This is a genomic window from Nocardioides islandensis (assembly GCF_015352455.1).
GTDB classification, from domain to species: domain Bacteria; phylum Actinomycetota; class Actinomycetes; order Propionibacteriales; family Nocardioidaceae; genus Nocardioides; species Nocardioides islandensis.
In genome coordinates this window covers 243,954-264,149 of sequence record NZ_JADKPN010000005.1, presented here as the reverse complement: position 1 = coordinate 264,149, position 20,196 = coordinate 243,954, and the positions used below count along the sequence as shown (strand labels likewise).

Annotated in this window: 19 protein-coding genes and 1 tRNA gene; 14 read left to right on the top strand and 6 right to left on the bottom strand. The window is 70.7% G+C overall.

The annotated features are described in order from the left end of the window. The first annotated feature begins 66 nt into the window (after positions 1-66). From ISU07_RS24780 to ISU07_RS11340, 3 genes are all read left to right on the top strand, one after another. Positions 67-2,871 (top strand): helix-turn-helix transcriptional regulator, encoded by a 2,805-nt coding sequence (locus tag ISU07_RS24780; RefSeq protein WP_323742557.1) that lies wholly within the window; start codon positions 67-69, stop codon positions 2,869-2,871. Between the two features lie 93 nt (positions 2,872-2,964). After that, positions 2,965-3,276, top strand: coding sequence for a hypothetical protein (locus ISU07_RS11345; RefSeq protein WP_194706889.1), 312 nt, complete (start codon positions 2,965-2,967; stop codon positions 3,274-3,276). Positions 3,277-3,295: 19 nt separating this feature from the next. Further along, positions 3,296-3,556 carry a hypothetical protein gene (locus ISU07_RS11340; RefSeq protein ID WP_194706888.1) on the top strand — a complete coding sequence of 87 codons (261 nt, stop codon included), beginning with the start codon at positions 3,296-3,298 and terminating at the stop codon, positions 3,554-3,556. 70 nt (positions 3,557-3,626) lie between these two features. On the opposite strand, the gene ISU07_RS11335 is transcribed toward ISU07_RS11340, so the two are convergent. Beyond that, positions 3,627-4,697, bottom strand: a complete 1,071-nt coding sequence (locus tag ISU07_RS11335; RefSeq protein ID WP_194706918.1) for a 2-oxoacid:ferredoxin oxidoreductase subunit beta — start codon at positions 4,695-4,697, stop codon at positions 3,627-3,629. A 26-nt stretch (positions 4,698-4,723) separates the two neighbouring features. Further along, positions 4,724-6,640: a 2-oxoacid:acceptor oxidoreductase subunit alpha gene (locus ISU07_RS11330; protein ID WP_194706887.1), complete on the bottom strand. Its 1,917-nt coding sequence runs from the start codon at positions 6,638-6,640 to the stop codon at positions 4,724-4,726. 287 nt (positions 6,641-6,927) lie between these two features. On the opposite strand from ISU07_RS11330, the gene ISU07_RS11325 reads away from it, so the two are divergent. Genes ISU07_RS11325 through ISU07_RS11310 form a run of 4 tightly spaced genes read left to right on the top strand, consistent with a single transcriptional unit; the run spans position 6,928 to position 10,685 of the window. Next, positions 6,928-7,953 (top strand): sulfate ABC transporter substrate-binding protein, encoded by a 1,026-nt coding sequence (locus ISU07_RS11325; protein ID WP_194706886.1) that lies wholly within the window; start codon positions 6,928-6,930, stop codon positions 7,951-7,953. Between the two features lie 3 nt (positions 7,954-7,956). After that, positions 7,957-8,829 carry a sulfate ABC transporter permease subunit CysT gene (gene cysT, locus ISU07_RS11320; protein ID WP_194706885.1) on the top strand — a complete coding sequence of 291 codons (873 nt, stop codon included), beginning with the start codon at positions 7,957-7,959 and terminating at the stop codon, positions 8,827-8,829. After that, positions 8,822-9,700, top strand: a complete 879-nt coding sequence (locus ISU07_RS11315; protein WP_194706884.1) for a sulfate ABC transporter permease — start codon at positions 8,822-8,824, stop codon at positions 9,698-9,700. The genes cysT and ISU07_RS11315 overlap by 8 nt, the downstream gene beginning before the upstream one ends. Before the next feature lie 10 nt (positions 9,701-9,710). Next, on the top strand, positions 9,711-10,685 hold the full coding sequence (locus ISU07_RS11310) for a sulfate/molybdate ABC transporter ATP-binding protein (protein WP_194706883.1): 975 nt from the start codon (positions 9,711-9,713) through the stop codon (positions 10,683-10,685). Between the two features lie 171 nt (positions 10,686-10,856). Here ISU07_RS11310 and ISU07_RS11305 read toward each other — a convergent pair whose 3' ends face one another. Continuing rightward, complete coding sequence (locus ISU07_RS11305; protein ID WP_194706882.1) at positions 10,857-11,348, bottom strand: YajQ family cyclic di-GMP-binding protein; 492 nt, start codon at positions 11,346-11,348, stop codon at positions 10,857-10,859. A gap of 101 nt (positions 11,349-11,449) precedes the next feature. Between ISU07_RS11305 and ISU07_RS11300 the strand changes: the two genes are divergently transcribed. Further along, positions 11,450-11,530 (top strand) — tRNA-Tyr (locus tag ISU07_RS11300). Positions 11,531-11,582: 52 nt separating this feature from the next. Here the strand turns inward: ISU07_RS11300 and ISU07_RS11295 are convergent. Together ISU07_RS11295 and ISU07_RS11290 are read right to left on the bottom strand one after the other, a co-directional pair. Continuing rightward, positions 11,583-12,098, bottom strand: coding sequence for a flavin reductase family protein (locus tag ISU07_RS11295; protein WP_194706881.1), 516 nt, complete (start codon positions 12,096-12,098; stop codon positions 11,583-11,585). Continuing rightward, positions 12,095-12,610: an NAD(P)H-dependent oxidoreductase gene (locus tag ISU07_RS11290; protein ID WP_194706880.1), complete on the bottom strand. Its 516-nt coding sequence runs from the start codon at positions 12,608-12,610 to the stop codon at positions 12,095-12,097. The genes ISU07_RS11295 and ISU07_RS11290 overlap by 4 nt, the downstream gene beginning before the upstream one ends. A 129-nt stretch (positions 12,611-12,739) precedes the next feature. On the opposite strand from ISU07_RS11290, the gene ISU07_RS11285 reads away from it, so the two are divergent. From ISU07_RS11285 to ISU07_RS11265, 6 genes are all read left to right on the top strand, one after another. After that, a complete protein-coding gene (locus ISU07_RS11285; RefSeq protein ID WP_194706879.1) occupies positions 12,740-14,101 on the top strand; it encodes an LLM class flavin-dependent oxidoreductase in 1,362 nt (453 codons plus the stop codon). Positions 14,102-14,141: 40 nt separating this feature from the next. Further along, complete coding sequence (locus ISU07_RS11280; RefSeq protein ID WP_194706878.1) at positions 14,142-15,155, top strand: ABC transporter substrate-binding protein; 1,014 nt, start codon at positions 14,142-14,144, stop codon at positions 15,153-15,155. Positions 15,156-15,159: 4 nt separating this feature from the next. After that, on the top strand, positions 15,160-15,606 hold the full coding sequence (locus ISU07_RS23980; protein ID WP_228521682.1) for an ABC transporter ATP-binding protein: 447 nt from the start codon (positions 15,160-15,162) through the stop codon (positions 15,604-15,606). Positions 15,607-15,645: 39 nt separating this feature from the next. Further along, positions 15,646-16,005, top strand: coding sequence for a hypothetical protein (locus tag ISU07_RS23975; RefSeq protein ID WP_228521681.1), 360 nt, complete (start codon positions 15,646-15,648; stop codon positions 16,003-16,005). Next, positions 15,998-16,837 (top strand): ABC transporter permease, encoded by an 840-nt coding sequence (locus ISU07_RS11270; RefSeq protein WP_228521680.1) that lies wholly within the window; start codon positions 15,998-16,000, stop codon positions 16,835-16,837. The genes ISU07_RS23975 and ISU07_RS11270 overlap by 8 nt, the downstream gene beginning before the upstream one ends. A 147-nt stretch (positions 16,838-16,984) precedes the next feature. Next, the gene (locus ISU07_RS11265) at positions 16,985-18,139 is read left to right on the top strand and encodes a serine hydrolase domain-containing protein (RefSeq protein WP_194706877.1); all 1,155 of its coding nucleotides are present in this window, start codon (positions 16,985-16,987) and stop codon (positions 18,137-18,139) included. On the opposite strand, the gene ISU07_RS11260 is transcribed toward ISU07_RS11265, so the two are convergent. Then, entirely contained in the window at positions 18,129-20,174 is a 2,046-nt protein-coding gene (locus ISU07_RS11260; protein ID WP_194706876.1) for a hypothetical protein, read from the bottom strand. The two genes, ISU07_RS11265 and ISU07_RS11260, sit on opposite strands and share 11 nt — an antisense overlap. Positions 20,175-20,196: the final 22 nt, after the last annotated feature.

Genomic DNA, 20,196 nt, shown 5'->3' with positions numbered 1-20,196 from the left:
CGGCGTCACCAACCGCACCGAGGCGGCCGCGCTCGCCAAGGACCTGGCGGTGGTCGAGTGAGCCAGATGTTCGGGCGGGACCGCGAGCTGGCCGAGGCGTTGGCCGCCTTGGAGGCCGCCGCCTCCGGCTCGCCGCAGGTGCTCCTGGTCGGCGGGGACGCGGGGATCGGCAAGACCACGCTCACGACGGCGATCGCAGAGGAGGCGCAGGTTCGAGGCTTCAGGGTCCTGGTCGGTCACTGCCTCGACATCGACGACGGCGTGCCCCTGCGGCCCGTCCGGGAGGCGCTGCGTGAGGCGGTGGCCGGCCAGGCGGACGCGGACCTTCCTCCCGTCTCGCGTCGTCTGGCGCCGTACCTGCGGGGCGAGAGCGACCAGGCAAGCGTCGACGAGCTGGGCGTGGTGGTCGGCGAGCAGGTCGCGCAGGGTCCCGTGCTCCTCGTGCTGGAGGACCTGCACTGGGCAGATCGGTCGACGATCGACCTGGCGACGACGGTGGCCCGCACCGCGCGCGGTCGGCTGTGCCTGCTCCTCACGTACCGAGCCGACGAGGTCAACCGGCACCACCCCTTCTTCGCACCCCTGACGGAGCTGGGACGCGGGTCTGGTGCTCTGCGGCTCGGGCTCACCGCCCTCGGCGAGGAGAGCATCTCGGAGATCGTGCGCACCCGTGGGCTCGACGACGAGGGCGTCTCGCGTCAGGTCGTCGAGCGCTCCGAGGGGAACCCGTTGTACGCCGAGGAGCTGCTCGCCGCCGGGCCCGACGGTCTCCCCGAGCAGCTCGGCGCGCTGCTGCTGGCACGCGTGGACGCGCTCGGCGACACCACGCGGAGCCTGCTGCGACTGGCCTCCGCCCACGGCAGCCGCATCGACCCGGAGCTCGTCGCCGATGCCTCCGGGCTCGACGCCGCTGCCGTGGACGCGAGCCTGCGGGAGGCGTTGGCGACCAACGTCGTCCGACAGGTCGGCAGTCACCTGGACTTCCGGCACGGTCTGCTGCGCGAAGCGGTCTACGGCGACCTGATGCCTGGGGAGCGCGCTCAGGCCCACCGACTCCTGGCCGAGGCCGCGGAGAGAACGGCGGGTACCGACGCCTCCCTCGCCGTCCTGGGCGTGGCGGCCTTCCACTGGCACGCCGCCCACGATCTCCCGCGGGCGTACCAGGCGTCCGTCCGAGCCGGGCTTGCCGCGCACAAGCTGGGACTTCCCGAGGGGATCGCCCACCTCGAGCGGGCCCTCGAGCTCTACGACCGCGTGCCCCACGACGGAAGGCCCGTCCGGGCCGAGCTGTTGGCCGTGCTCGCCTTGCTGCATCGACGCTGCGCGGAGTTCGACAGGGGCCGGGCAGTCATCGCGCAGGCACTCGACGCAGTCACCGAGACCGCCGACCCGCGTGCCGTCGCCCGCGTCTACACGATGTACGTGTACACCGACTTCGTGCCGGAGGGGTACGTCGGGCAGGAGGAAGCCCTCGACCGGGCGGTCGCCGGGCTTGGCGACGAGCTGTCTGAGGAGCTGGCCGACACGATGTCGGTGCGGGCCGAGCTGATGATGCGTCTGGAGCGGCTGAGCGAGGGCGAAGAGCTGGCGCCACGGGTGGTCGAGCTCGGCGCGTCCCTGGGGCTGCCGGCGGTCGAGGCAACCGGCTGGTGGGTGCGCGCGGTGTGCAGTCTCGGGAGGGGTCGTCCGGACGAGGCGGCGCGGCACTTCCACACGGCCGCGGACGTCGCGCGTCGTGGGGGAGAGCTCCACCGCGCGTACCAGCACGAGGTGGAACGGCTGGTCGAGCTCGTGAGCGGGGTCGACACACACCGCGGCGTCGAGCTGGCTGACGAGCTCTGGCGCGAGGCGAACGCGGCGGGGTACCCGCGCTCGGGACGCAAGGCGGCCTGCCGGGTGGTGAACGGTCTGGTGAACCTCGGGCGGCTGGACGCGGCGCGCGGGGTGATGGACGCGCTGCGGTCCACGGGACCGGTGGATGACATCGACAGCGGCGGCGCGCATGTGGGGTTGATGATCGCCCAGGGGGAGGTCCGCTCAGCGCTCGAGGCGGATCGGCGTCGCATGATCCTGGTCCGGCAGTTCGCGGCGTTCCCCAACCCCGAGGAGGTCCTGCTCCACGTCCGAGTGCTGCTCGCCAACGGGTTGGTCGTCGAAGCGCTGGAGGTGGCTGACGAGTACTCGGCCTGGGTCGAGAGGTCCGACTTCCCGATCGTGCTCGGCGTCCTTGCCCATGTCCTCTACCTCGCTCTCGAGGCCTCGCGCGCCGCCGGTCGGCCACCCGACCCCGAGCTGCTCGCGCGTGCGGATCGACTGCTGTCTCGCGCGGATGCCGGACTGGGCGGCAGCATGGTCGGCTGGGAGCACGGCGTGAGCGTCCTCTCGGCCACGGCGCTGCGTGCCGATCTGCGCGGCGAGCCGACCGCGGACCTGTGGCGCACGGCGTACGACGCCGCGGTCCAGGTGGGCGCGGGGTTCGCCCTGCCTTTCCGGCTCCGGCTCGTGCAAGCGTTGCTCGCGGAAGGAGAGCGCGACGAGGCCCGTACCTCCCTCCCCGAGGTGGTCGCGGACGCGAAGGCGATGGGCATGAACGGCGTGCTCGAGGAGGCGGTCAAGCTGGGTCGGCGGCACCGCATCCCGGTACCCGGCGACGACCGGCCTTCGAAGCTCGACATCCTCACGTCGCGGGAGCGCGAGGTGCTCGACGTACTGGCCACGGGAGCCACCAACAAGGCGATCGCCGAGCGACTGTTCATCAGCGAGAAGACCGTCAGCGTGCACGTGACCAACCTGCTGGCCAAGCTCGGCGTCACGAACCGCACCGAGGCCGCGGCGGTGTTCAAGGACCTAGCGGTGGCCGACCCCTCCTAGGCGAGGTCCGGGAATTCACCCGATGTCCTAGGTGACCCCTTAGGCGAAGTGTCAGGGACATCAGAACAGCCCTTCACCTCACCAGGAGACACCATGTACGGCTACCCCGGATCCATCGCCATCCGCCACCTGCTCGACGAGCCCTTCGCCTCCGCCGCGCCGGTCCGCCCCACCACCCCGACCACCTCCGACCGCCACCCGTACCGCTGGCTGGTCGCCGTCGTCATCGCCCCCGTCCTGCTGGCCGCGATGGTCGCCGGGCTGCTGCTCACCACCGCCCCGGCCCAGGCCGCGACCGCGTCCGCGTCGTACCAGGCCAAGCCGTCGGTGTGCTACCCGACCGCCCGCTGGAGCGGCTGCACGCCGTGGATGGTGTGGATGCGCACCCCGGCCACGCACGCCTGACCGCCCGAGAGCCACGACCATGCGTACCTACGGCTACTTCCTCGTCACCCGCCACCTGATGCAGGACCAGCTCCACGGCCCGTACTCGCCCTACGGCTTCCAGCCCGGGTCGGGTGAGGCCGATCCCGCCGACCAGACCCCGATCCCCACGGCCGTGGTCGTCGCCATGCTCGCCATCTGCATCGCCGTCGTGGTGGCCATCGCCATCCTGTCCCCCGGTCCCACGGACCCGAGCACGTCCGCCTCGAGCCAGGCGGCCACCTCGAGCTTCACCAGGTAGCCGGGTGAGGAAAGCGCCCTGAGGGCGTCCGCTGACTACGGACGCCCTCGGGGCACGGTCATGTCCGGACTCAGACGACGGTCCAGGTGTCGCCGCCCGCGATGAGGGCGGCGAGGCGGTCCTCGGTGGAACCGGGGGCCTTCTCGCGCGCGGTGCCGATCTGCTCGCGCGCCAGGTCGTCGTACGTCGGTCGCTCGACCTGGCGGAAGATGCCGATGGGCGCGCGGTGGAGGTACCCCGCGTCGGTCAGCCGCGAGATCGCGAACGCCGTCGTCGGGTCGGCCGCGCGTGAGTCGTGCACGAGGACCGCGTCCTCGCCGACCTCGGCCACCTCGGCGACCTTGACGCCGCCGGAGGCCCGGTCACGGACCAGGCCGTACGACGCCCCACCAGACGAGTCCGGGGGACCGAACCGGATCGGCTCGCCGTCGACGAGCGGGATGACCGAGGCGGCCGAGGGGTCGCGGTCCTTGATGGCGTCGAAGGCGCCGTCGTTGAAGATCGGGCAGTTCTGGTAGATCTCGACCAGGGAGGTGCCCCGGTGTGCGGCCGCCGCGGACAGCACCGAGGTGAGGTGCTTGCGGTCGGAGTCGATGGTGCGCGCCACGAACGTCGCCTCGGCGCCGAGCGCCAGCGACACCGGGTTGAACGGGTGGTCCAGCGAGCCCATCGGCGTGGACTTGGTGACCTTCCCGGGCTCGGAGGTCGGGGAGTACTGCCCCTTGGTCAGGCCGTAGATCCGGTTGTTGAACAGCAGGATCGTCATGTTGATGTTGCGGCGCAGCGCGTGGATCAGGTGGTTGCCGCCGATCGACAGCGCGTCGCCGTCACCGGTGACGACCCACACCGAGAGGTCCGAGCGCGTCGTGGCGATGCCGGTGGCGATCGCCGGCGCGCGTCCGTGGATCGAGTGCATCCCGAACGTGTCGAGGTAGTAGGGGAACCGCGACGAGCAGCCGATGCCGGAGACGAACACGATGTTCTCGCGGCGCAGGCCGAGATCGGGCAGGAAGCCCTGCACGGCCTTGAGCACGGCGTAGTCGCCGCAGCCCGGGCACCAGCGCACCTCCTGGTCGGACGTGAACTCCTTCGCGGTCTGCGGACCGTCGGCGGTCGGCACCAGCTCGATGCCAGACCGCATGCCGGGGGTGGGGACGTCGATGGTGCTCACTGCACGTGCTCCTTCACGACGGTCTCGCCCCACACGCCGAGCGGGACTTCGATCCCCTCGGCCTCGGCGACCAGGTCGGCGATCGCGTGGGCGAGGGCGGCGGCCTTCAGCGGCATGCCGTTGACCTGGTGGTAGCCGACGGCGTCGACGAGGTACTTCGACCGGACGAGCAGGCCGAGCTGCCCCAGGTTCATCTCGGGGACGAGCACCTTGTCGTAGCGCTTCAGGATCTCGCCGAGGTCCTTCGGGAACGGGTTGAGGTGCCGCAGGTGCACCTGCGCGACGTTGAACCCGGCGTTGCGGACGCGGCGGCAGCCGGCGCCGATCGGGCCGTACGTCGAGCCCCACCCGAGCACGAGCACCTTGGCGCCCTGCCCATCCTTGGCACTCGGGTCGTCGACCTCCAGAGGCGGCAGCGACTCCGCGATCCGGTCCACCTTGGCCTGCCGGGTGCGGACCATGAAGTCGTGGTTGGCCGGGTCGTAGGAGATGTTGCCGTTGCCGTCGGCCTTCTCGAGCCCGCCGATGCGGTGCTCGAGCCCGGCGGTCCCCGGGATCGCCCACGGGCGGGCAAGAGTGGCGGCCTCGCGCTCGTACGGCATGAACTCGCCCTCACCCGGCGTGGCGAACTCCGGATCGATCTCCGGCAGCTCGTCCAGCTCGGGGATCCGCCACGGCTCGGAGCCGTTGGCCAGCATCCCGTCGGAGAGCAGCATCACCGGGGTGCGGTAGGTGACGGCGATGCGCGCCGCCTCGAGGGCGGCGTCGAAGCAGTCGCCCGGGGACTGCGGCGCGACGATCGGGACGGGTGACTCGCCGTTGCGCCCGAACATCGCCTGCAGCAGGTCGGCCTGCTCGGTCTTGGTGGGCAGGCCGGTCGACGGGCCGCCGCGCTGGACGTCGATGACGATCAGCGGCAGCTCGGTCATCACGGCCAGGCCGATGGTCTCCGACTTCAGCGCGATGCCCGGGCCGGACGTCGTCGTCACGCCGAGGCCACCGGAGAACGCCGCTCCGAGCGCCGCTCCGATGCCGGCGATCTCGTCCTCGGCCTGGAACGTCGTGACGCCGAACGCCTTGTGCTTGCTGAGCTCGTGGAGGATGTCGGAGGCCGGCGTGATCGGGTAGGACCCCAGGAACAACGGCAGCCCCGAGCGCACCGCGGACGCGATCAGGCCGTACGCCAGCGCCAGGTTGCCGGTGATGTTCCGGTACGTGCCGGGCGCCATCGGGGCGGGCTTGATCTCGTACCTCACGACGAACGCCTCGGTCGTCTCGCCGAAGTTCCAGCCGGCCTTGTACGCCGTGATGTTGGCGTCGCGGATGTCCTCGACCTTCGCGAACCGACGCTCCAGGAACGCGATCGTCGACTCGGTCGGCCGGCCGTACATCCAGGACAGCAGCCCGAGGGCGAACATGTTCTTCGCCCGGGCGGCGTCCTTGCGGGACAGGCCGAACTCCTTGACCGCCTCGACCGTCATGCCGGTCAGGTCGAGCGGGTGCACGGCGTACGCCGCCAGCGACTCGTCCTCCAGCGGGCTGGTCGTGTAGCCGGCCTTGGTGAGGTTGCGCGCGGAGAAGTCGTGGGTGTCGACGATGATCGTCGCGCCGGCCGGGAGGTCGCCGAGGTTCGCGCGCAGGGCGGCGGGGTTCATCGCGACCAGCACGTCGGGGGCGTCACCGGGCGTGAGGATGTCGTGGTCGGCGAAGTGGACCTGGAACGACGACACTCCCGGGAGCGTGCCCTGCGGCGCCCGGATCTCGGCGGGGAAGTTCGGCAGCGTCGACAGGTCGTTGCCGTAGGCCGCGGACTCCTGGGTGAACCGGTCCCCGGTCAGCTGCATGCCGTCACCGGAGTCGCCGGCGAAGCGGATGATGACGCGGTCGAGCTGCTTGACCTGCTTGGTCGTCACCTGTGTGTGCACTTCCTCGTGTCCGCCTGGCTCAGGGTGGTGTCACGGCGGGCTGCTGGGCTGTTCTCGAGCGCCGGTCGGGCGCTGGACACCGACCTCCGAGGATAGTCCGCGCAGGTCAGAACGACTCCTTCGTCCCGCACCGCGGGAGTGTGACGCAGGACATGTCGCAGGAGCGCGTCTCAGGCATGTCGCCAATACCGGGTTTCATACTTATCTCTAGTAGTCTGCGCGAGTTAGATCGTTGAGAGGCACTCCCGAGGTGCTTTCGAAAGGGACGACATCACATGCGCAAGAACTTCACGGCCGTGCTGCTCGCGGGCGCACTGGCCGGCACCCTCGCTCTCGCCGCCTGCGGAGGCGACGACTCCGGCACCGGAGGCAGCGACGACGCCAACACCCTGAACATCGTGGGCTACTCCGTGCTGGAGCAGGCCAACGCCGGCGTGATCTCGGCGTTCCAGGACACCGACGCCGGCAAGGGCATCGAGTTCAAGGAGTCGTACGGCGCCTCCGGCGACCAGGCCCGTGCGGTCATCGCTGGCCAGGACGCCGACGAGGTCCACCTCTCCCTCGAGCCCGACGTGCAGAAGCTCGTCGACGAGGGCCTGGTGGCCGACGACTGGAAGGACAACGACACCAAGGGCATCTGCACCCAGTCCGTCGTGGTCATGGTCGTCCGCACCGGCAACCCCAAGAACATCAAGACGTGGGACGACCTGATCAAGCCGGGCATCGGCATCGTCACCCCGAACCCCGCGTCCTCCGGCTCCGCGAAGTGGAACCTGCTCGCGGCGTACGGCTCCGTCCTCGGCGAGGGCGGCTCCGAGGAGGACGCCCAGGCGTACCTCCAGAAGTTCTTCGCCAACGTGGCCGCGCTGCCGGACTCCGGCCGTGACGCGACCACCGCCTTCACCAGCGGCACCGGCGACGTCCTGCTCTCCTACGAGAACGAGGCCATCCTCGCCAAGCAGAGCGGCACGGACTTCGACTACATCGTCCCGGACAGCACCCTGCTGATCCAGAACCCGTGCGCCATCGTCGACGGCGCCTCGGCCAAGGCCCAGGACTTCATGGACTTCCAGAAGTCCGAGGAGGGTCAGAAGCTGTACGCCGCCACCGGCTACCGGCCGCTCATGGACGTGGGCGACCTGGACGTGGACGGTGCCAACGACCCGACCAACCCGTTCCCGGAGCCGGCGACGCTGCTGACCATCGACGACGACTTCAACGGCTGGGCCGACGCCAACACGAAGTACTTCGACGAGAACGACGGCATCATCACCAAGATCCAGGCGGAGGCGGGCGAGTAGGCCATGAGTGCTCCTGCTCCTGTCGTAGGAGTGGCAGCGGGGGGCCGGCCGACGCGCAACCGTCGGCCGGCCCGGTCGCGTCAGTCCGCCCGTTCCCTGACCGGTGGCTCGAGCCTCGGTCTGGGCGTCGCGATGCTGTGGTTCAGCCTGCTCGTGCTGATCCCGCTCGCGGCCGTGGTCGTGAAGTCGGCCGAGGGTGGCTGGGGCACCTTCGCGGACGCCGTGACCAACCGGCAGACCTTTGCCGCTCTGCGCCTGACCGTCCTCACGTCGGTCGGCGTCACCGCTCTCAACATGGTGATGGGCACGATCATCGCCTGGGTGCTGGTCCGTGACCGGTTCCCCGGGAAGGCGATCCTCGACCTCGTCATCGACATCCCGTTCGCGCTGCCCACGATCGTGGCCGGCCTGGTGCTGCTCGCGCTCTACGGCCCGACCAGCCCCATCGGCGTCCACGCCGCCAACACCCGGCTCGCGGTGTTCCTCGCGATCGCGTTCGTGACGCTGCCCTTCATCGTGCGCACGGTGCAACCGGTGCTGGAGGAGATGGAACGGGACGTCGAGGAGGCCGCGGCCTCCCTCGGCGCCAGCCGCTTCACGACCTTCCGCCGGATCATCCTGCCCACGCTGGCGCCGGCGATCTTCGCCGGTGCGGCGCTGTCGTTCGCGCGTGGCATCAGCGAGTACGGCTCGCTGGTGCTGCTGAGCGGCAACCTGCCGTACCGCACGGAGGTGACCTCGGTGCGCATGCTGACCTACCTCGAGGGCGGCGACACCGCCTCGGCCGCTGCGGTGGCGACGATCCTGCTCGTGGTCGCCCTCCTGGCGATCGTCACGCTGGACGTGATCCAGAGAAGGGTGGCGCGACGTGGCTAGCGCAGTCCTCGAAGAGACCCGTCCGCGCGACCCGCACCCCCGGGCGACGCCCCGTCCCCCGCGGGAGGGCCACCCGGCCGTCACGTGGGGCCTGCGCCTGCTCGTGGTCGCCTACCTGTTCTTCCTGGTGGTCTGGCCGACGTCGCTGGTCGCCAAGAACACGTTCGCCAACGGCTTCGACGGCATCCAGGGTGCGCTGGACGACCCGGACGTCGTCCACGCACTGACGTTGTCGGGACAGGTGGCCGTCGCCGCGGTGCTGATCAACCTGGTGTTCGGCGTCGGCATGGCGTTGCTGCTCGTGCGCTTCGACTTCCCCGGCAAGCGCGTGCTCAACGCGCTCATCGACGTGCCTCTGTCGGTCTCGCCGGTGGTCGTGGGCCTGGCCCTGGTGCTGGTCTACAGCGGCCGGTACGGCTGGTTCGGCCCGTGGCTGGAGGGCCAAGGGCTCCAGGTGGTCTTCGCCAAGCCCGGCATCATCATGGCGACGGCGTTCGTCGCGCTGCCCCTGGTCATCCGCGAGGTGGTGCCCGTCCTGGAGGACATGGGCGACGACCAGGAGCAGGCCGCTCGCAGTCTCGGCGCCAACGCGTGGCAGACCTTCTGGCGGATCACCGTGCCCGGCATCAAGTGGGCGGTCGTCTACGGCGTGGTGCTGTGCCTCGCCCGTTCCCTGGGTGAGTTCGGCGCCGTCAAGGTGGTCGCCGGCAACGTGGGTGGCGAGAGCACGACCGCGCCCATGCTCGTCCAACAGAAGTACCAGAACTTCCAGCAGGAGACCGCGTACTCGGTGTCGTTCATGCTCGCCTTCGCGGCGGTGCTGTGCCTCATCGTCGTGGCCCTGCTGCGTCCCAAGGAGCCCAAGAAATGAGGTCGCTCACGTGAGCATCGAGGTCCGCAACGTCACCAAACGGTTCGGTGACTTCGTCGCACTGGAGGACGTGACCGTCTCCCTGCCCACCGGGCAGCTGACGGCCCTGCTCGGTCCGTCGGGTGGCGGCAAGTCCACCCTGCTCCGGATCATCGCGGGGCTCGACACCGCCGACGAGGGCACCATCGACATCGAGGGCACCGAGGCCACGAACCTGCCCGCGCGCAAGCGCAACGTGGGCTTCGTGTTCCAGCACTACGCGGTGTTCAAGCACATGACGGTGGCCAAGAACGTCGCCTTCGGCCTGGAGATCCGCAAGCGCCCGAAGGACGAGATCGAGCACCGTGTCGACGAGCTTCTGCGACTGGTGCACCTGCAGCAGTTCGCCCACCGGCTGCCTTCGCAGCTTTCGGGCGGCCAACGGCAGCGCATGGCGCTCGCCCGCGCGCTCGCGGTCGAGCCGAAGGTGCTGCTGCTCGACGAGCCGTTCGGCGCGCTCGACGCCAAGGTCCGCAGGGAGCTGCGCGAGTGGCTGCGGCGGCTGCACGACGAGGTGCACGTCACCACGGTGTTCGTGACCCACGACCAGGAGGAGGCCCTCGAGGTCTCCGACGAGATCGTGGTGATCAACGAGGGGCGCGTGGAGCAGATCGGCTCGCCCGACGACCTCTACGACCACCCGGCCAACGACTTCGTGATGGGCTTCCTGGGCGAGGTGACCACGGTCAACGGACAGAAGGTGCGCCCGCACGACGTGGACATCTCGACCACCCCGATCCTGGCCGGCGCCGCGCAGGGCACGATCAGCCGCGTGCTGCGCGTCGGGTTCCAGGTACGGGTGAACGTCCTGACCGACGGCGGCGAGGACGTCACCGTCGAGCTCACCAAGTCGCACGCCAACGCGCTCGGTCTCGGGGAGGGCACCACGGTCTGGGTCACGCCCACGCCGGGCTCCATCCCGCGGATGGTCGAGAAGGCCGGCTGAACAGAGCCTGCCGAACCTGGCTGCACCACCTCGGCGACCTGGGGTAGTCCTGGGACTCCCTCAGGTGCGCGAGGCACAATGGAAGACGCTTCGGCCCCGGACGCGCACCTCTCACCGCGTCTGGGGCCGAACCCATTTCCTCACCCATGCGCCAGGCCTGGCGCGAGCCACTCAGCGGTAGTTGGTGAACTGCACCGCGAAGTCGTAGTCCTGCGCCTTCACCAGCGCCTGCACGGCCTGGAGGTCGTCGCGCTTCTTGCTGGAGACGCGGAGCTCGTCGCCCTGGATCTGCGCCTTGACGCCCTTGGGGCCCTCGTCGCGGATCAGCTTGGTGATCTTCTTGGCGTTCTCCGAGCTGATGCCCTCCTTCAGGGCGATCCCGATCTTGCTCTCCCGGCCCGACTGGCGGGGCTCGGAGGCGTCCAGGATCTTCAGGCTCTGCTGGCGCTTGATCAGCTTGTCCTTGAAGACGTCGAGCACCGCGTTGGCCCGGTCGTCGGCGGACGCGGTGATCTCGATGGCGTGCTCGCCCTGCCACTCGATCTTCGCGCCGGTGCCCTTGAAGTCGAAGCGGGTCGCGATCTCCCGGGCGGCCTGCCCGAGCGCGTTGTCGACCTCCTGGCGGTCGATCTTGCTCACGATGTCGAACGACGAGTCGGCCATCGGTGTCCTTCCGGGAGGGGTCTTGGCGGTTTCGGCACGGCGGTGCCGCCTTGCTATTGTTCCGACCTGCTGACCGACCGCCAAACGCGGACCCCAGCAACGGCAGGTTGCCCGAGCGGCCAATGGGAGCGGACTGTAAATCCGTCGCGAAAGCTTCGAAGGTTCGAATCCTTCACCTGCCACGCGTCGCGGCCCGGACCTCCTGGTCCGGGCCGCGCTGCGTCTGTGCTCGGCCTAGACGGCGAGGCGGCCGAAGGCGCTGCGGTGGAAGACGAGGGGCTGGCCGACGGAGTGCTCGACGGCGTGCAGCCGCAGCAGGATCACCAGGTGGTCACCGGCCTCGACCTCGCGGTGGATCGTGCAGTCGAAGCGGGCGAGGCCCTCGTCGAGGGTGACGGCGCCGTCGTCGCTGACGTGCACCGCCACGTCGGCGAACCGCTCGGTGACCGGCCCGGCCAGCTGGCGGCAGACGTCGCCGTGGTGCTCGGCGAGGACGGTGATGCCGAGGTGCGGCGCGCGGCGCAGGTCCGGCCAGGTCTTGGAGGTCGTCGCGATCGAGAACGAGACCAACGGTGGGTCCAGGCTGACCGAGGTGAAGGAGCTGGCGGCCAGGCCGGTGATCGCCCCGTCGACCTCGGCCGCGACCGCGACCACGCCACTGGGGAAGACGCCGAAGGCGTCGCGCAGCCGACGTGGGTCGAGGTCCTGGTTGGTGCGCAGGGACGTCGGGCGCTCGGACGCGGTGCTCACGCGGCCACCCGGGCCGCGAGCAGGCGCTCGACGGTGGGACGCGTGGCGTCGAGCCAGGGCTGGTACGCCGCCGGGTCGTCGTACGCCGTGTCCAGCAGGTAGAGCGCGCGGCCGGGAACGGTCCCGCCGAGCTCGGTGAGCAGGGGCCGCAGCGTCAGCTCCGGCGCCAGCGCGTGCCTCGGCCCCGCGCCCAGCATCAGCGGCACCGCGACCCCCCTGAGTCCCGTACCTCCCGCGAACCGGTCGAGGAAGAGCTTGAGCAGCCCGGTGTAGGCGCCCTTGTAGGTGGGCGACGCGACCACGACGAGGTCCGCGGCGCCGACCTCGGCGACCAGTCGGGACACCTCTGGGTCCGACCAATCCAGCAGCCGGGGCGCGACGAGCGCGAGGTCGACGACCAGGTCCGGCTCCCGCCCGGCGAGGGCGGCGGCGAGGGTGGTGGCGGCGGCGAGCGTGCGGCTGTCGGGCTTGGGGTTTCCCACCACCACGGCGGTGCGGGGGTGATCGGTCATGAGGGGCCTCCGGTCGTCTCTGCGGGCGTGCCTGTTTGCATCCGGCACCGGCTTTGTGTTTAAACTCTAGTAACTTACTCAAAAAAGATCAGATTGCCACTCCGACACCGCACCGAGAGAGGGACACCGATGAGCCACCAGCCCGACGAGCGCCAGCTCAGCCTCAACGCCTTCCTGCACGACACCGGTCACCACGAGGCGTCCTGGCGCCATCCGGAGAGCGGTGCGGAGCGGATCGGTGACATCGCCTGGTTCCAGGACATCGCCCGCAAGGTGGAGGCCGCCAAGCTCGACGCCGTCTTCCTCGCCGACGGCCCGGCCTGGTGGGGGACCGGTCACCGCCCCAGCAACAACTTCGAGCCGATCACCCTGCTGACCGCCCTGGCCACGGTGACCGAGCGCATCGGCCTGATCTCCACGGCCTCCACCACCTTCTACGAGCCGTTCAACCTGGCCCGGCTGTTCGCCAGCCTCGACCGCATCTCCGGTGGGCGGGCCGGCTGGAACATCGTGACCACCTTCAGCGAGGACGCGGCGTACAACTTCGGCCTGGACGGCGTGCCGAGCCACGAGGAGCGGTACGCGCGCGCCCAGGACTTCATCGACGTGGTCACCAAGCTCTGGGACAGCTGGGAGGACGACGCGCTGGTCGTGGACCGCGAGTCCGGCGACTACGTCGACACCAGCAAGGTGCACGCGATCGACCACGTCGGTCCCTACCTCAAGGTGCGCGGTCCTTTCAGCGCGCCTCGTACGCCGCAGGGTCGGCCGGTCTACGTGCAGGCCGGGTCGTCCAACGAGGGCCGGGCGTTCGCGGCCCGCAACGCCGAGGCGATCTTCACCGCGCACCAGACGATCGAGGACGCCCGCGCGTTCTACGACGACATCAAGAGCAAGGCCCGCGCGCTCGGCCGCAACCCCGACCACGTGAAGGTGCGGCCGGGCATCAGCCCGTTCATCGCCGACACGACGGCCGAGGCCGAGGAGCTCTCGCAGTACTTCAACCGCCTCACCGTGCCGGCGTACGGCCTGACCCAGCTGGAGAAGATGGCCGGCACGTCCCTGCGCCACCTCGAGCTCGACGAGCGGGTGCCGGTCGAGGTCTTCGGCGGTGCGGGCAACGTCCTCGACAACAACCGCAGCCGCCGGCAGGTCGTCGCCAACATCGTCGAGCGGGACCGGCCGACGCTGCGCGAGCTGCTGCACCGTCTCGCCGGCGGGCGCGGCCACAACGTCGTGGCCGGCACGCCGGTCCAGGTCGCGGACACGATCCAGGAGTGGTTCGAGGGTGGCGCCGCGGACGGCTTCAACGTGATGCCGCCGCTCTACCCGCAGCTGCTGGACGCCTTCACCGGCCAGGTCGTGCCGATCCTCCAGGACCGCGGCCTGTTCCGCACCGAGTACGCCGGCACCACGCTGCGCGAGCACTACGGCCTGCCGCGGCCCGACAGCCAGTACGCCGACGAGCCCGCGCTCGCCGTCGGCACGTGACCGTCACCTGACCCTGATCCCGTCCCCCGAAAGGCCATCGATGAAGCGCGCCCTCCTGGCAGTCCTCGCTGCCCTCCTCACGGTGACGAGCCTGTCCGCCTGCGGCGGCAGCGCCCGTGGCGGCACCACGACCACCATCCGCTACCAGTCCTCGGTCGGCACCGTGGACGTGCTCCAGCTCGCCGACGCCCTGGACTACCTCGACGGCCTGACCCTGGAGAAGGTCGGCGACGTGACCGGCGGGCCGCAGAGCGTCCAGGCACTCGCCAGCAACCAGATCGACATCAGCGCCTCCTGCTTCTTCGGCGCCGTCGCCCAGGTCGTCGCCACCGGCGTCCCCGTCGAGGCCGTCGTCTCGACGTACGGCTCCAACGACAAGATCAGCTCCTCCATCGTGACCCTGGAGGGCTCGCCCATCGCCGACGCCCGCGACCTGATCGGCAAGAAGATCGCGGTCAACACGCTGGGCGCCAACGCCGAGGCGGTCCTGGACACCTGGCTCGAGCAGGAGGGCCTCACGCCCGACGAGATCAAGCAGGTCACGCTCGTCCCGCTGCCGCCGCTGAACATGATCCAGGCGCTGCAGGAGCACCAGGTGGACGCCGCATCCATCCAGTCCGGGTCCATCAAGGCGGCCGAGTCCACGGGCGTGAAGCTCCAGGTCCTGGTGAAGGACACCGACGTCGTGGGTGACTACAGCGGCGGCGGCTTCGTGATGCAGACGAAGTTCCTGAAGGCGAACCCCGAGACCTCGCACACGCTCGTGACGGGCGTGGCCAAGGCGGTGAAGTACATCGAGAGCCACAGCCGCGACGAGGTGCTGAAGGTCTACACGAAGTGGCTCACCGACCACGGGTACGACGACTACGTCGCCGCCGTGGAGCAGAACTGGGGCGGCACCACCGGCGTGGCGACTCCGGACACCGCGGCCATCAGCGACCAGGACATCTCCATCTGGCTCGACTGGCTGGGCAGCCGCGGCGACGTCGACCCCGACGAGATCTCGCCGTCGGACGTCTACACCAACGACTACAACGACCTCGCGAAGGGCTGATCCCATGAGTGCACAGATCGAGCTGAGAGGCGTGGGCCAGGTCTTCTCGGTCCGCGGCGACGACGACAGGCGCAAGCGGGACTTCGTCGCCCTGCAGGGCGTCGACCTGACCGTGCGGGCCGGTGAGTTCCTCACCCTGGTCGGGCCCTCGGGCTGCGGCAAGTCGACCATCCTCGACCTCGTAAGCGGGCTGACGACGCCGACATCGGGGACGGTCGTGGTCGACGGCCAGGAGGTCACCGGACCGGGTCTCGACCGGGGTGTGGTCTTCCAGCAGTACACCCTGCTGCCGTGGCGCACGGCCCGCCAGAACATCGAGCTCGCGCTCGAGGCGGCCGGCGTGCGGACCAAGGCCGCGCGCGTGGAGCGGGCCGACCGCTACCTGGAGCTGGTCGGGCTGACGGAGTTCGCCCATCGCTACCCGCACGAGCTCTCGGGCGGGATGAAGTAGCGCATCGCGATCGCGCGGTCGTTGTCCTACGAACCGGGCGTGCTCCTGATGGACGAACCCTTCGGCGCTCTCGACGCCCAGACCCGTGAGCGGCTCCAAGAGGAGCTCGTCGGCATCTGGAAGCGCACCGGCACCACGATCATCTTCATCACCCACGACATCGAGGAGGCGGTCTTCCTCGGCCAGCGGGTGGCGGTGATGAGCAGCCGCCCGGGTGCGATCCGCAAGGTGATCGACATCCGGCTCGACCGCTCGGCCGCCGGCGAGGAGGACATCCGTGCCGGCCAGGCGTTCGCGGCCTACCGCCACCAGGTCTGGAGCCTGCTCCGCGACCGGCACAGCCAGACCGGGCACGCCGGCCGCGTGGGCCAGACCAGGGAGGTGGCTTCGGTTGCCTAACCTGATCGACGAGCGCACCGAGGCCCGACCCAACCCCCGCCAGGAGGCGGCCCAGGGCGCCAAGCACGTCTCGTCGTACCTCACGGGGTTCGGCCGGCTGGGCCGCGGCCTGGTCGGTGTCGCGGTGCTGGCCCTGGTGTGGGAGCTCTTCCCACGGCTGGGCGTCGTCGACCCGTACTTCCTGCCCCCGCTGCACGTCGTGCTCCAGGCCTGGTGGGAGATGGCCCGCGACGGCGAGCTGTGGCGGCACCTGCAGGCCAGCCTGGTGCGCTCGGCGGCCGGCTTCGGGATCGCGGTCAGCCTGGCCATCCCGCTGGGCGCCGCCATCGCCTGGTACCGACCTGCGCGCGAGATCCTCACCCCGCCGCTCGAGGTGTTCCGCAACACCGCCGCGCTGGCACTGCTGCCGGCGTTCACGCTGATCCTCGGGATCGGGGAGACGAGCAAGATCGCGATCGTCACCTACGCCTGCTTCTTCCCGATCCTGCTCAGCACGATCACGGGCGTCGCGACGGTGGACCCGCAGCTGCTGCGGTCGGCGAGGGTGCTCGGGCTCTCGCCGGTGACGACGTTCCGCAAGGTGGTGTTCCCCGCCGCGGTTCCGACGATCTTCACCGGCATCCGGATCTCGGGCGCCGCGGCGATCCTGGTGCTCATCGCGGCCGAGCTGATCGGCGCGACCGCGGGGCTGGGCTTCCTGATCAACTACACCCAGTTCAACTTCCTGATCCCGCAGATGTACGCCGCGATCCTCACCACCTCCGCGCTCGGGCTGGCCGTCAACTACGGGCTGGTCGGCCTCGAGCGCCGGTTCTCGCGGTGGCGGGTGTGAGCGCGCCGGCCGGTGGCGTGCGGCCTCTGTCTGGGGAGGGAGGCGGACGCCCGAGGCCGAGACCTGAGCCAGATCCCCGGGTGGCGCCGACCCGCGACGGTGGGGTCACGGCCACCGCGGCCGGTCGGACCCACGAAAGGCTCTCCCATGAACTCGTTGCGCACCGCCGTGCCAGCCCTCGTCCTCGCCGTGACGGCGGGACTCGCGCTCGGCGCCGGGCCCGTGGCCGCCACCTCCGCCCAGGGAACGACGGCCGCTCCACGGACCGCGGCACCCGACCTGCAGGACGCTCTCGACCAGATGGTCGAGGACGGTGCTCCCGGCGCCCTGCTCTACACCTACGACCACGGCCGCGTCACGGCGCTGCAGAGCGGTGTCGCCGACATCGCCGCTGCGCGGGCCTTGGGTCCGCTGGACCGCTACCGGATCGGCAGTCTCACCAAGACCTACGTGTCGACGGCCGTGCTGCAGCTCGTGGCCCAGCACCGCGTCCGGCTCGACGCCCCGGCCAGCACGTACCTGCCCGAGCTCCTCGCGAGCAGGCCCCGCATCACCGTCCGCCAGCTGCTCGACCACACCAGCGGGATGTTCGAGTTCAACGACGACCCCCGCGTGCTGGCCCCTTACTTCAAGGGCGACCTGGCGCACGTGTGGTCCCCTCGCAGCCTCGTGCGGATCTCCCTGGCTCACGCACCGGTCTCGAGGCCCGGGACCGCCTTCCACTACTCGAACACGAACTACCTGCTGGCGGGCCTGCTCGTCGAGGCCGTGACGGGGCACCGCCTCGGCGACGTGCTGCGCCACCGCGTCTTCGCGGAGGCCGGGCTGCGGGCGACCACCTTCACGTCGTCCAGGACGCTGCCCGCTCCCGCGGCACACGGCTACTTCACCTTCGAAGCCGGTGAGGCACCGACCGACATCACGCCGCTCTACCCGTACCCGTGGGCCTCCGGCGCGGCCGTGTCGACCGCGCCGGACGTCGCGCGCTTCTACCGTCACCTGCTGTCCGGCCGGCTCCTGCCTCGCGGGCTGATGCGGGCGATGCGGACGACGGTCGACGCGTCGGCCGAGGAGGGTCCCGGCACGGCGTACGGGCTCGGTCTCGAGCGGTTCACCACCTCGTGCGGGCCGGCGTGGGGTCACGGCGGCAACTTCCCCGGGTACGTCACCTACGTCTACTCCTCGCCCAGCGGCGGTCGCCAGACCGTGCTGCTCCTCAACGAGGACCCGCAGTCGTTGTCCCCGGCGGTCGGACGCGTCTTCATGCGCCTGCTCGACGAGGCCTACTGCCTCAGCGCGTGACGATGGTGAAGCCGCCCGGGACGAGGGTGACGCGCACGGCACTCGCCGTGCTCGTGGAACGGCTCAGCAACCGCGCCGAGCCGTCGTAGACCTCGACCACGGCGCGCCCGTGGCCCGGCACTCGGACGACGGGGTGCATGACGGACGTGGCCGCGCTGCGGAGCAGCGCGGTCGCGTGACCGTCCCCGGCGAGCACCAGACGGGAGACGAGGGGCTCGAGCATGACGGCGTCCAGCCGCGCCGCGTCGTCGCCCGACGCGGTCGTCGTCACCCGGAGCGTCGTCGGCGTGCCGGGCATGGTGCGCGGCAGCGTCACCGGAAGCAGCGCGCCGAAGGCAGGGGACATGCCCGGGAGACCGATGTCGCCGGACCGCACGCGACCGAGCTCGGTGTTCTTCGTGGACCAGGTCGTGACCGCAGTGCTGTCCGGCTGGAGGTCGACCACCGGGATGACCAGGCGGTCGTCCGCCGCGCGGGGCGCCGGAAGTGAGGCCGTGGCGCCGTCGCCGAGGGCGAGGTAACCCGTCCCGCCGAAGAGCGACTCGCCGGTCCAGCGGTCGGCGAGGGTGACCACCTCGGCGTCACCGGTCGTGGTGGCGTCCTCCGCCTGCAGCGTGGTCGTCCCGACCCGCTGGGTGATGGTGGCCTGCTGGGCGGCCAGCGCCACGTCGGGACGGGCGTCCAGCGCGAGCATCGTGAGCAGCCCGTGGATGGTGGACTCGGCACCCGAGTTGTGGTTGACCACGCCGTCGCCGGAGATCCCGTCAATGGTCCGACCGGTGGTCGGGTCGTACGCCGGCACGCCGGCCGCGTTGGCGCCGAAGAACCACGCGGCCTGCATCCCCGCCAGCCGCAGCAGGCCGGTCTTCCCGGTCGCGTCGGCCGTGGCCAGGAGTGACTGGACGCGAGCGTCGGCGCCGTACGCGATCTGCGACTGGTCGAGTCGCGTGGGCAGCCGGCCGTTGTCCGGGCCGCCGGAGGTGAGCATCCAGGGCGTGAACACGGCCGAGTCCCTCAGGGCCGGGGCGAGGTACGTCGACGTGCCCAGCGCCTGCGAGGCGCGGGAGAGGGCGGCGGGCATCTGCGAGCCCCAGGCGTGCCACAGCGAGCGGGAGAGGGCCCACGGGTACACCGCGCCGAACGGCCAGGTGCGGGCGTCGCCCTCGGAGAGCATCGCGATGCCGTCGGCGAGCTGCTGCAACGCGGTGCGGGCCGCTGCGTCGCTGCCACCCGCCTCGACGTACGCCGCGAGGCCGAGCACGGCCTCGGAGCTGGCGTCGGCGCCGTCGGCGATGAGCCAGGTCGGGGTGGGCCGGCCGTCGACCGTGCCCAGCACGCCGTAGGTGTCGAGCACGTCCTGGTGCACGGCGGCCACGGAGAGCTGGAGCCGCTGCTCCAGGAAGTCGGCGAAGGCGGCGTCGTCGTCGTTGCCGGAGCCGCTGAACGCGGCGTACCCCTCACCGAGCGCCCACAGCGTGCGGGCCACCCAGTACGACGACGCGTCGCTGTCGGACGGGTCCGGCAGCTCGACGGGCTCGGCGCTGGGGTTGAGCGTGCCGTCCGGCTGCATCCAGAGCACCACGTTGCCGGCGTCCGGCCCGCTCGAGGTCTGGAGGTAGGTGAGGCCCCGCAGCAGCTGGTAGGCCCGGTCACGGCTGGTGTCCGACCCGGTCTGCTCCCAGTGACGCAGGTACACGACCGCGGCGCGGGCCACGTCGTCGGCGTTGAAGGCGCCCTGGCCGTAGGTGTCGGTGTCGGGGTCGTAGGCGCCGCCGCCCACGCGGGTCAGCACCCCGTTGCGCGGCTCGGCGTAGGTCCACAGCACGCCGACCTCGGGGTCCTCGGCGAGGGCGTACGTCGTGTGGTCCAGCTGCGTCGGTGGGGCCACGGTGTCGCCCAACCAGTCGAGGTGGTCGAGGTTCGTCAGCACCGGCGAGGTGTCGGCGGCGACGGCGGGACCGGTCTGCCCGGTCGGTACCCCGACGAGGGCGACGGCGAGGCCGGCCAGGACGGCGAGGGTGCGGCGGACGTTCATGTGGATCCTCCGAGACGTGTGG

Coding starts and splice junctions, on each gene's coding strand:
- ISU07_RS11260 (WP_194706876.1), bottom strand. CDS start 20,174: ATGAACGTCCGCCGCACCCTCGCCGTCCTGGCCGGCCTCGCCGTCGCC.
- ISU07_RS11335 (WP_194706918.1), bottom strand. CDS start 4,697: ATGCGGTCTGGCATCGAGCTGGTGCCGACCGCCGACGGTCCGCAGACC.
- ISU07_RS11280 (WP_194706878.1), top strand. CDS start 14,142: ATGAAGCGCGCCCTCCTGGCAGTCCTCGCTGCCCTCCTCACGGTGACG.
- ISU07_RS11340 (WP_194706888.1), top strand. CDS start 3,296: ATGCGTACCTACGGCTACTTCCTCGTCACCCGCCACCTGATGCAGGAC.
- ISU07_RS11305 (WP_194706882.1), bottom strand. CDS start 11,348: ATGGCCGACTCGTCGTTCGACATCGTGAGCAAGATCGACCGCCAGGAG.
- ISU07_RS23980 (WP_228521682.1), top strand. CDS start 15,160: ATGAGTGCACAGATCGAGCTGAGAGGCGTGGGCCAGGTCTTCTCGGTC.
- ISU07_RS11265 (WP_194706877.1), top strand. CDS start 16,985: ATGAACTCGTTGCGCACCGCCGTGCCAGCCCTCGTCCTCGCCGTGACG.
- ISU07_RS11345 (WP_194706889.1), top strand. CDS start 2,965: ATGTACGGCTACCCCGGATCCATCGCCATCCGCCACCTGCTCGACGAG.
- ISU07_RS11325 (WP_194706886.1), top strand. CDS start 6,928: ATGCGCAAGAACTTCACGGCCGTGCTGCTCGCGGGCGCACTGGCCGGC.
- ISU07_RS11285 (WP_194706879.1), top strand. CDS start 12,740: ATGAGCCACCAGCCCGACGAGCGCCAGCTCAGCCTCAACGCCTTCCTG.
- cysT (WP_194706885.1), top strand. CDS start 7,957: ATGAGTGCTCCTGCTCCTGTCGTAGGAGTGGCAGCGGGGGGCCGGCCG.
- ISU07_RS11290 (WP_194706880.1), bottom strand. CDS start 12,610: ATGACCGATCACCCCCGCACCGCCGTGGTGGTGGGAAACCCCAAGCCC.
- ISU07_RS24780 (WP_323742557.1), top strand. CDS start 67: ATGTTCGGGCGGGACCGCGAGCTGGCCGAGGCGTTGGCCGCCTTGGAG.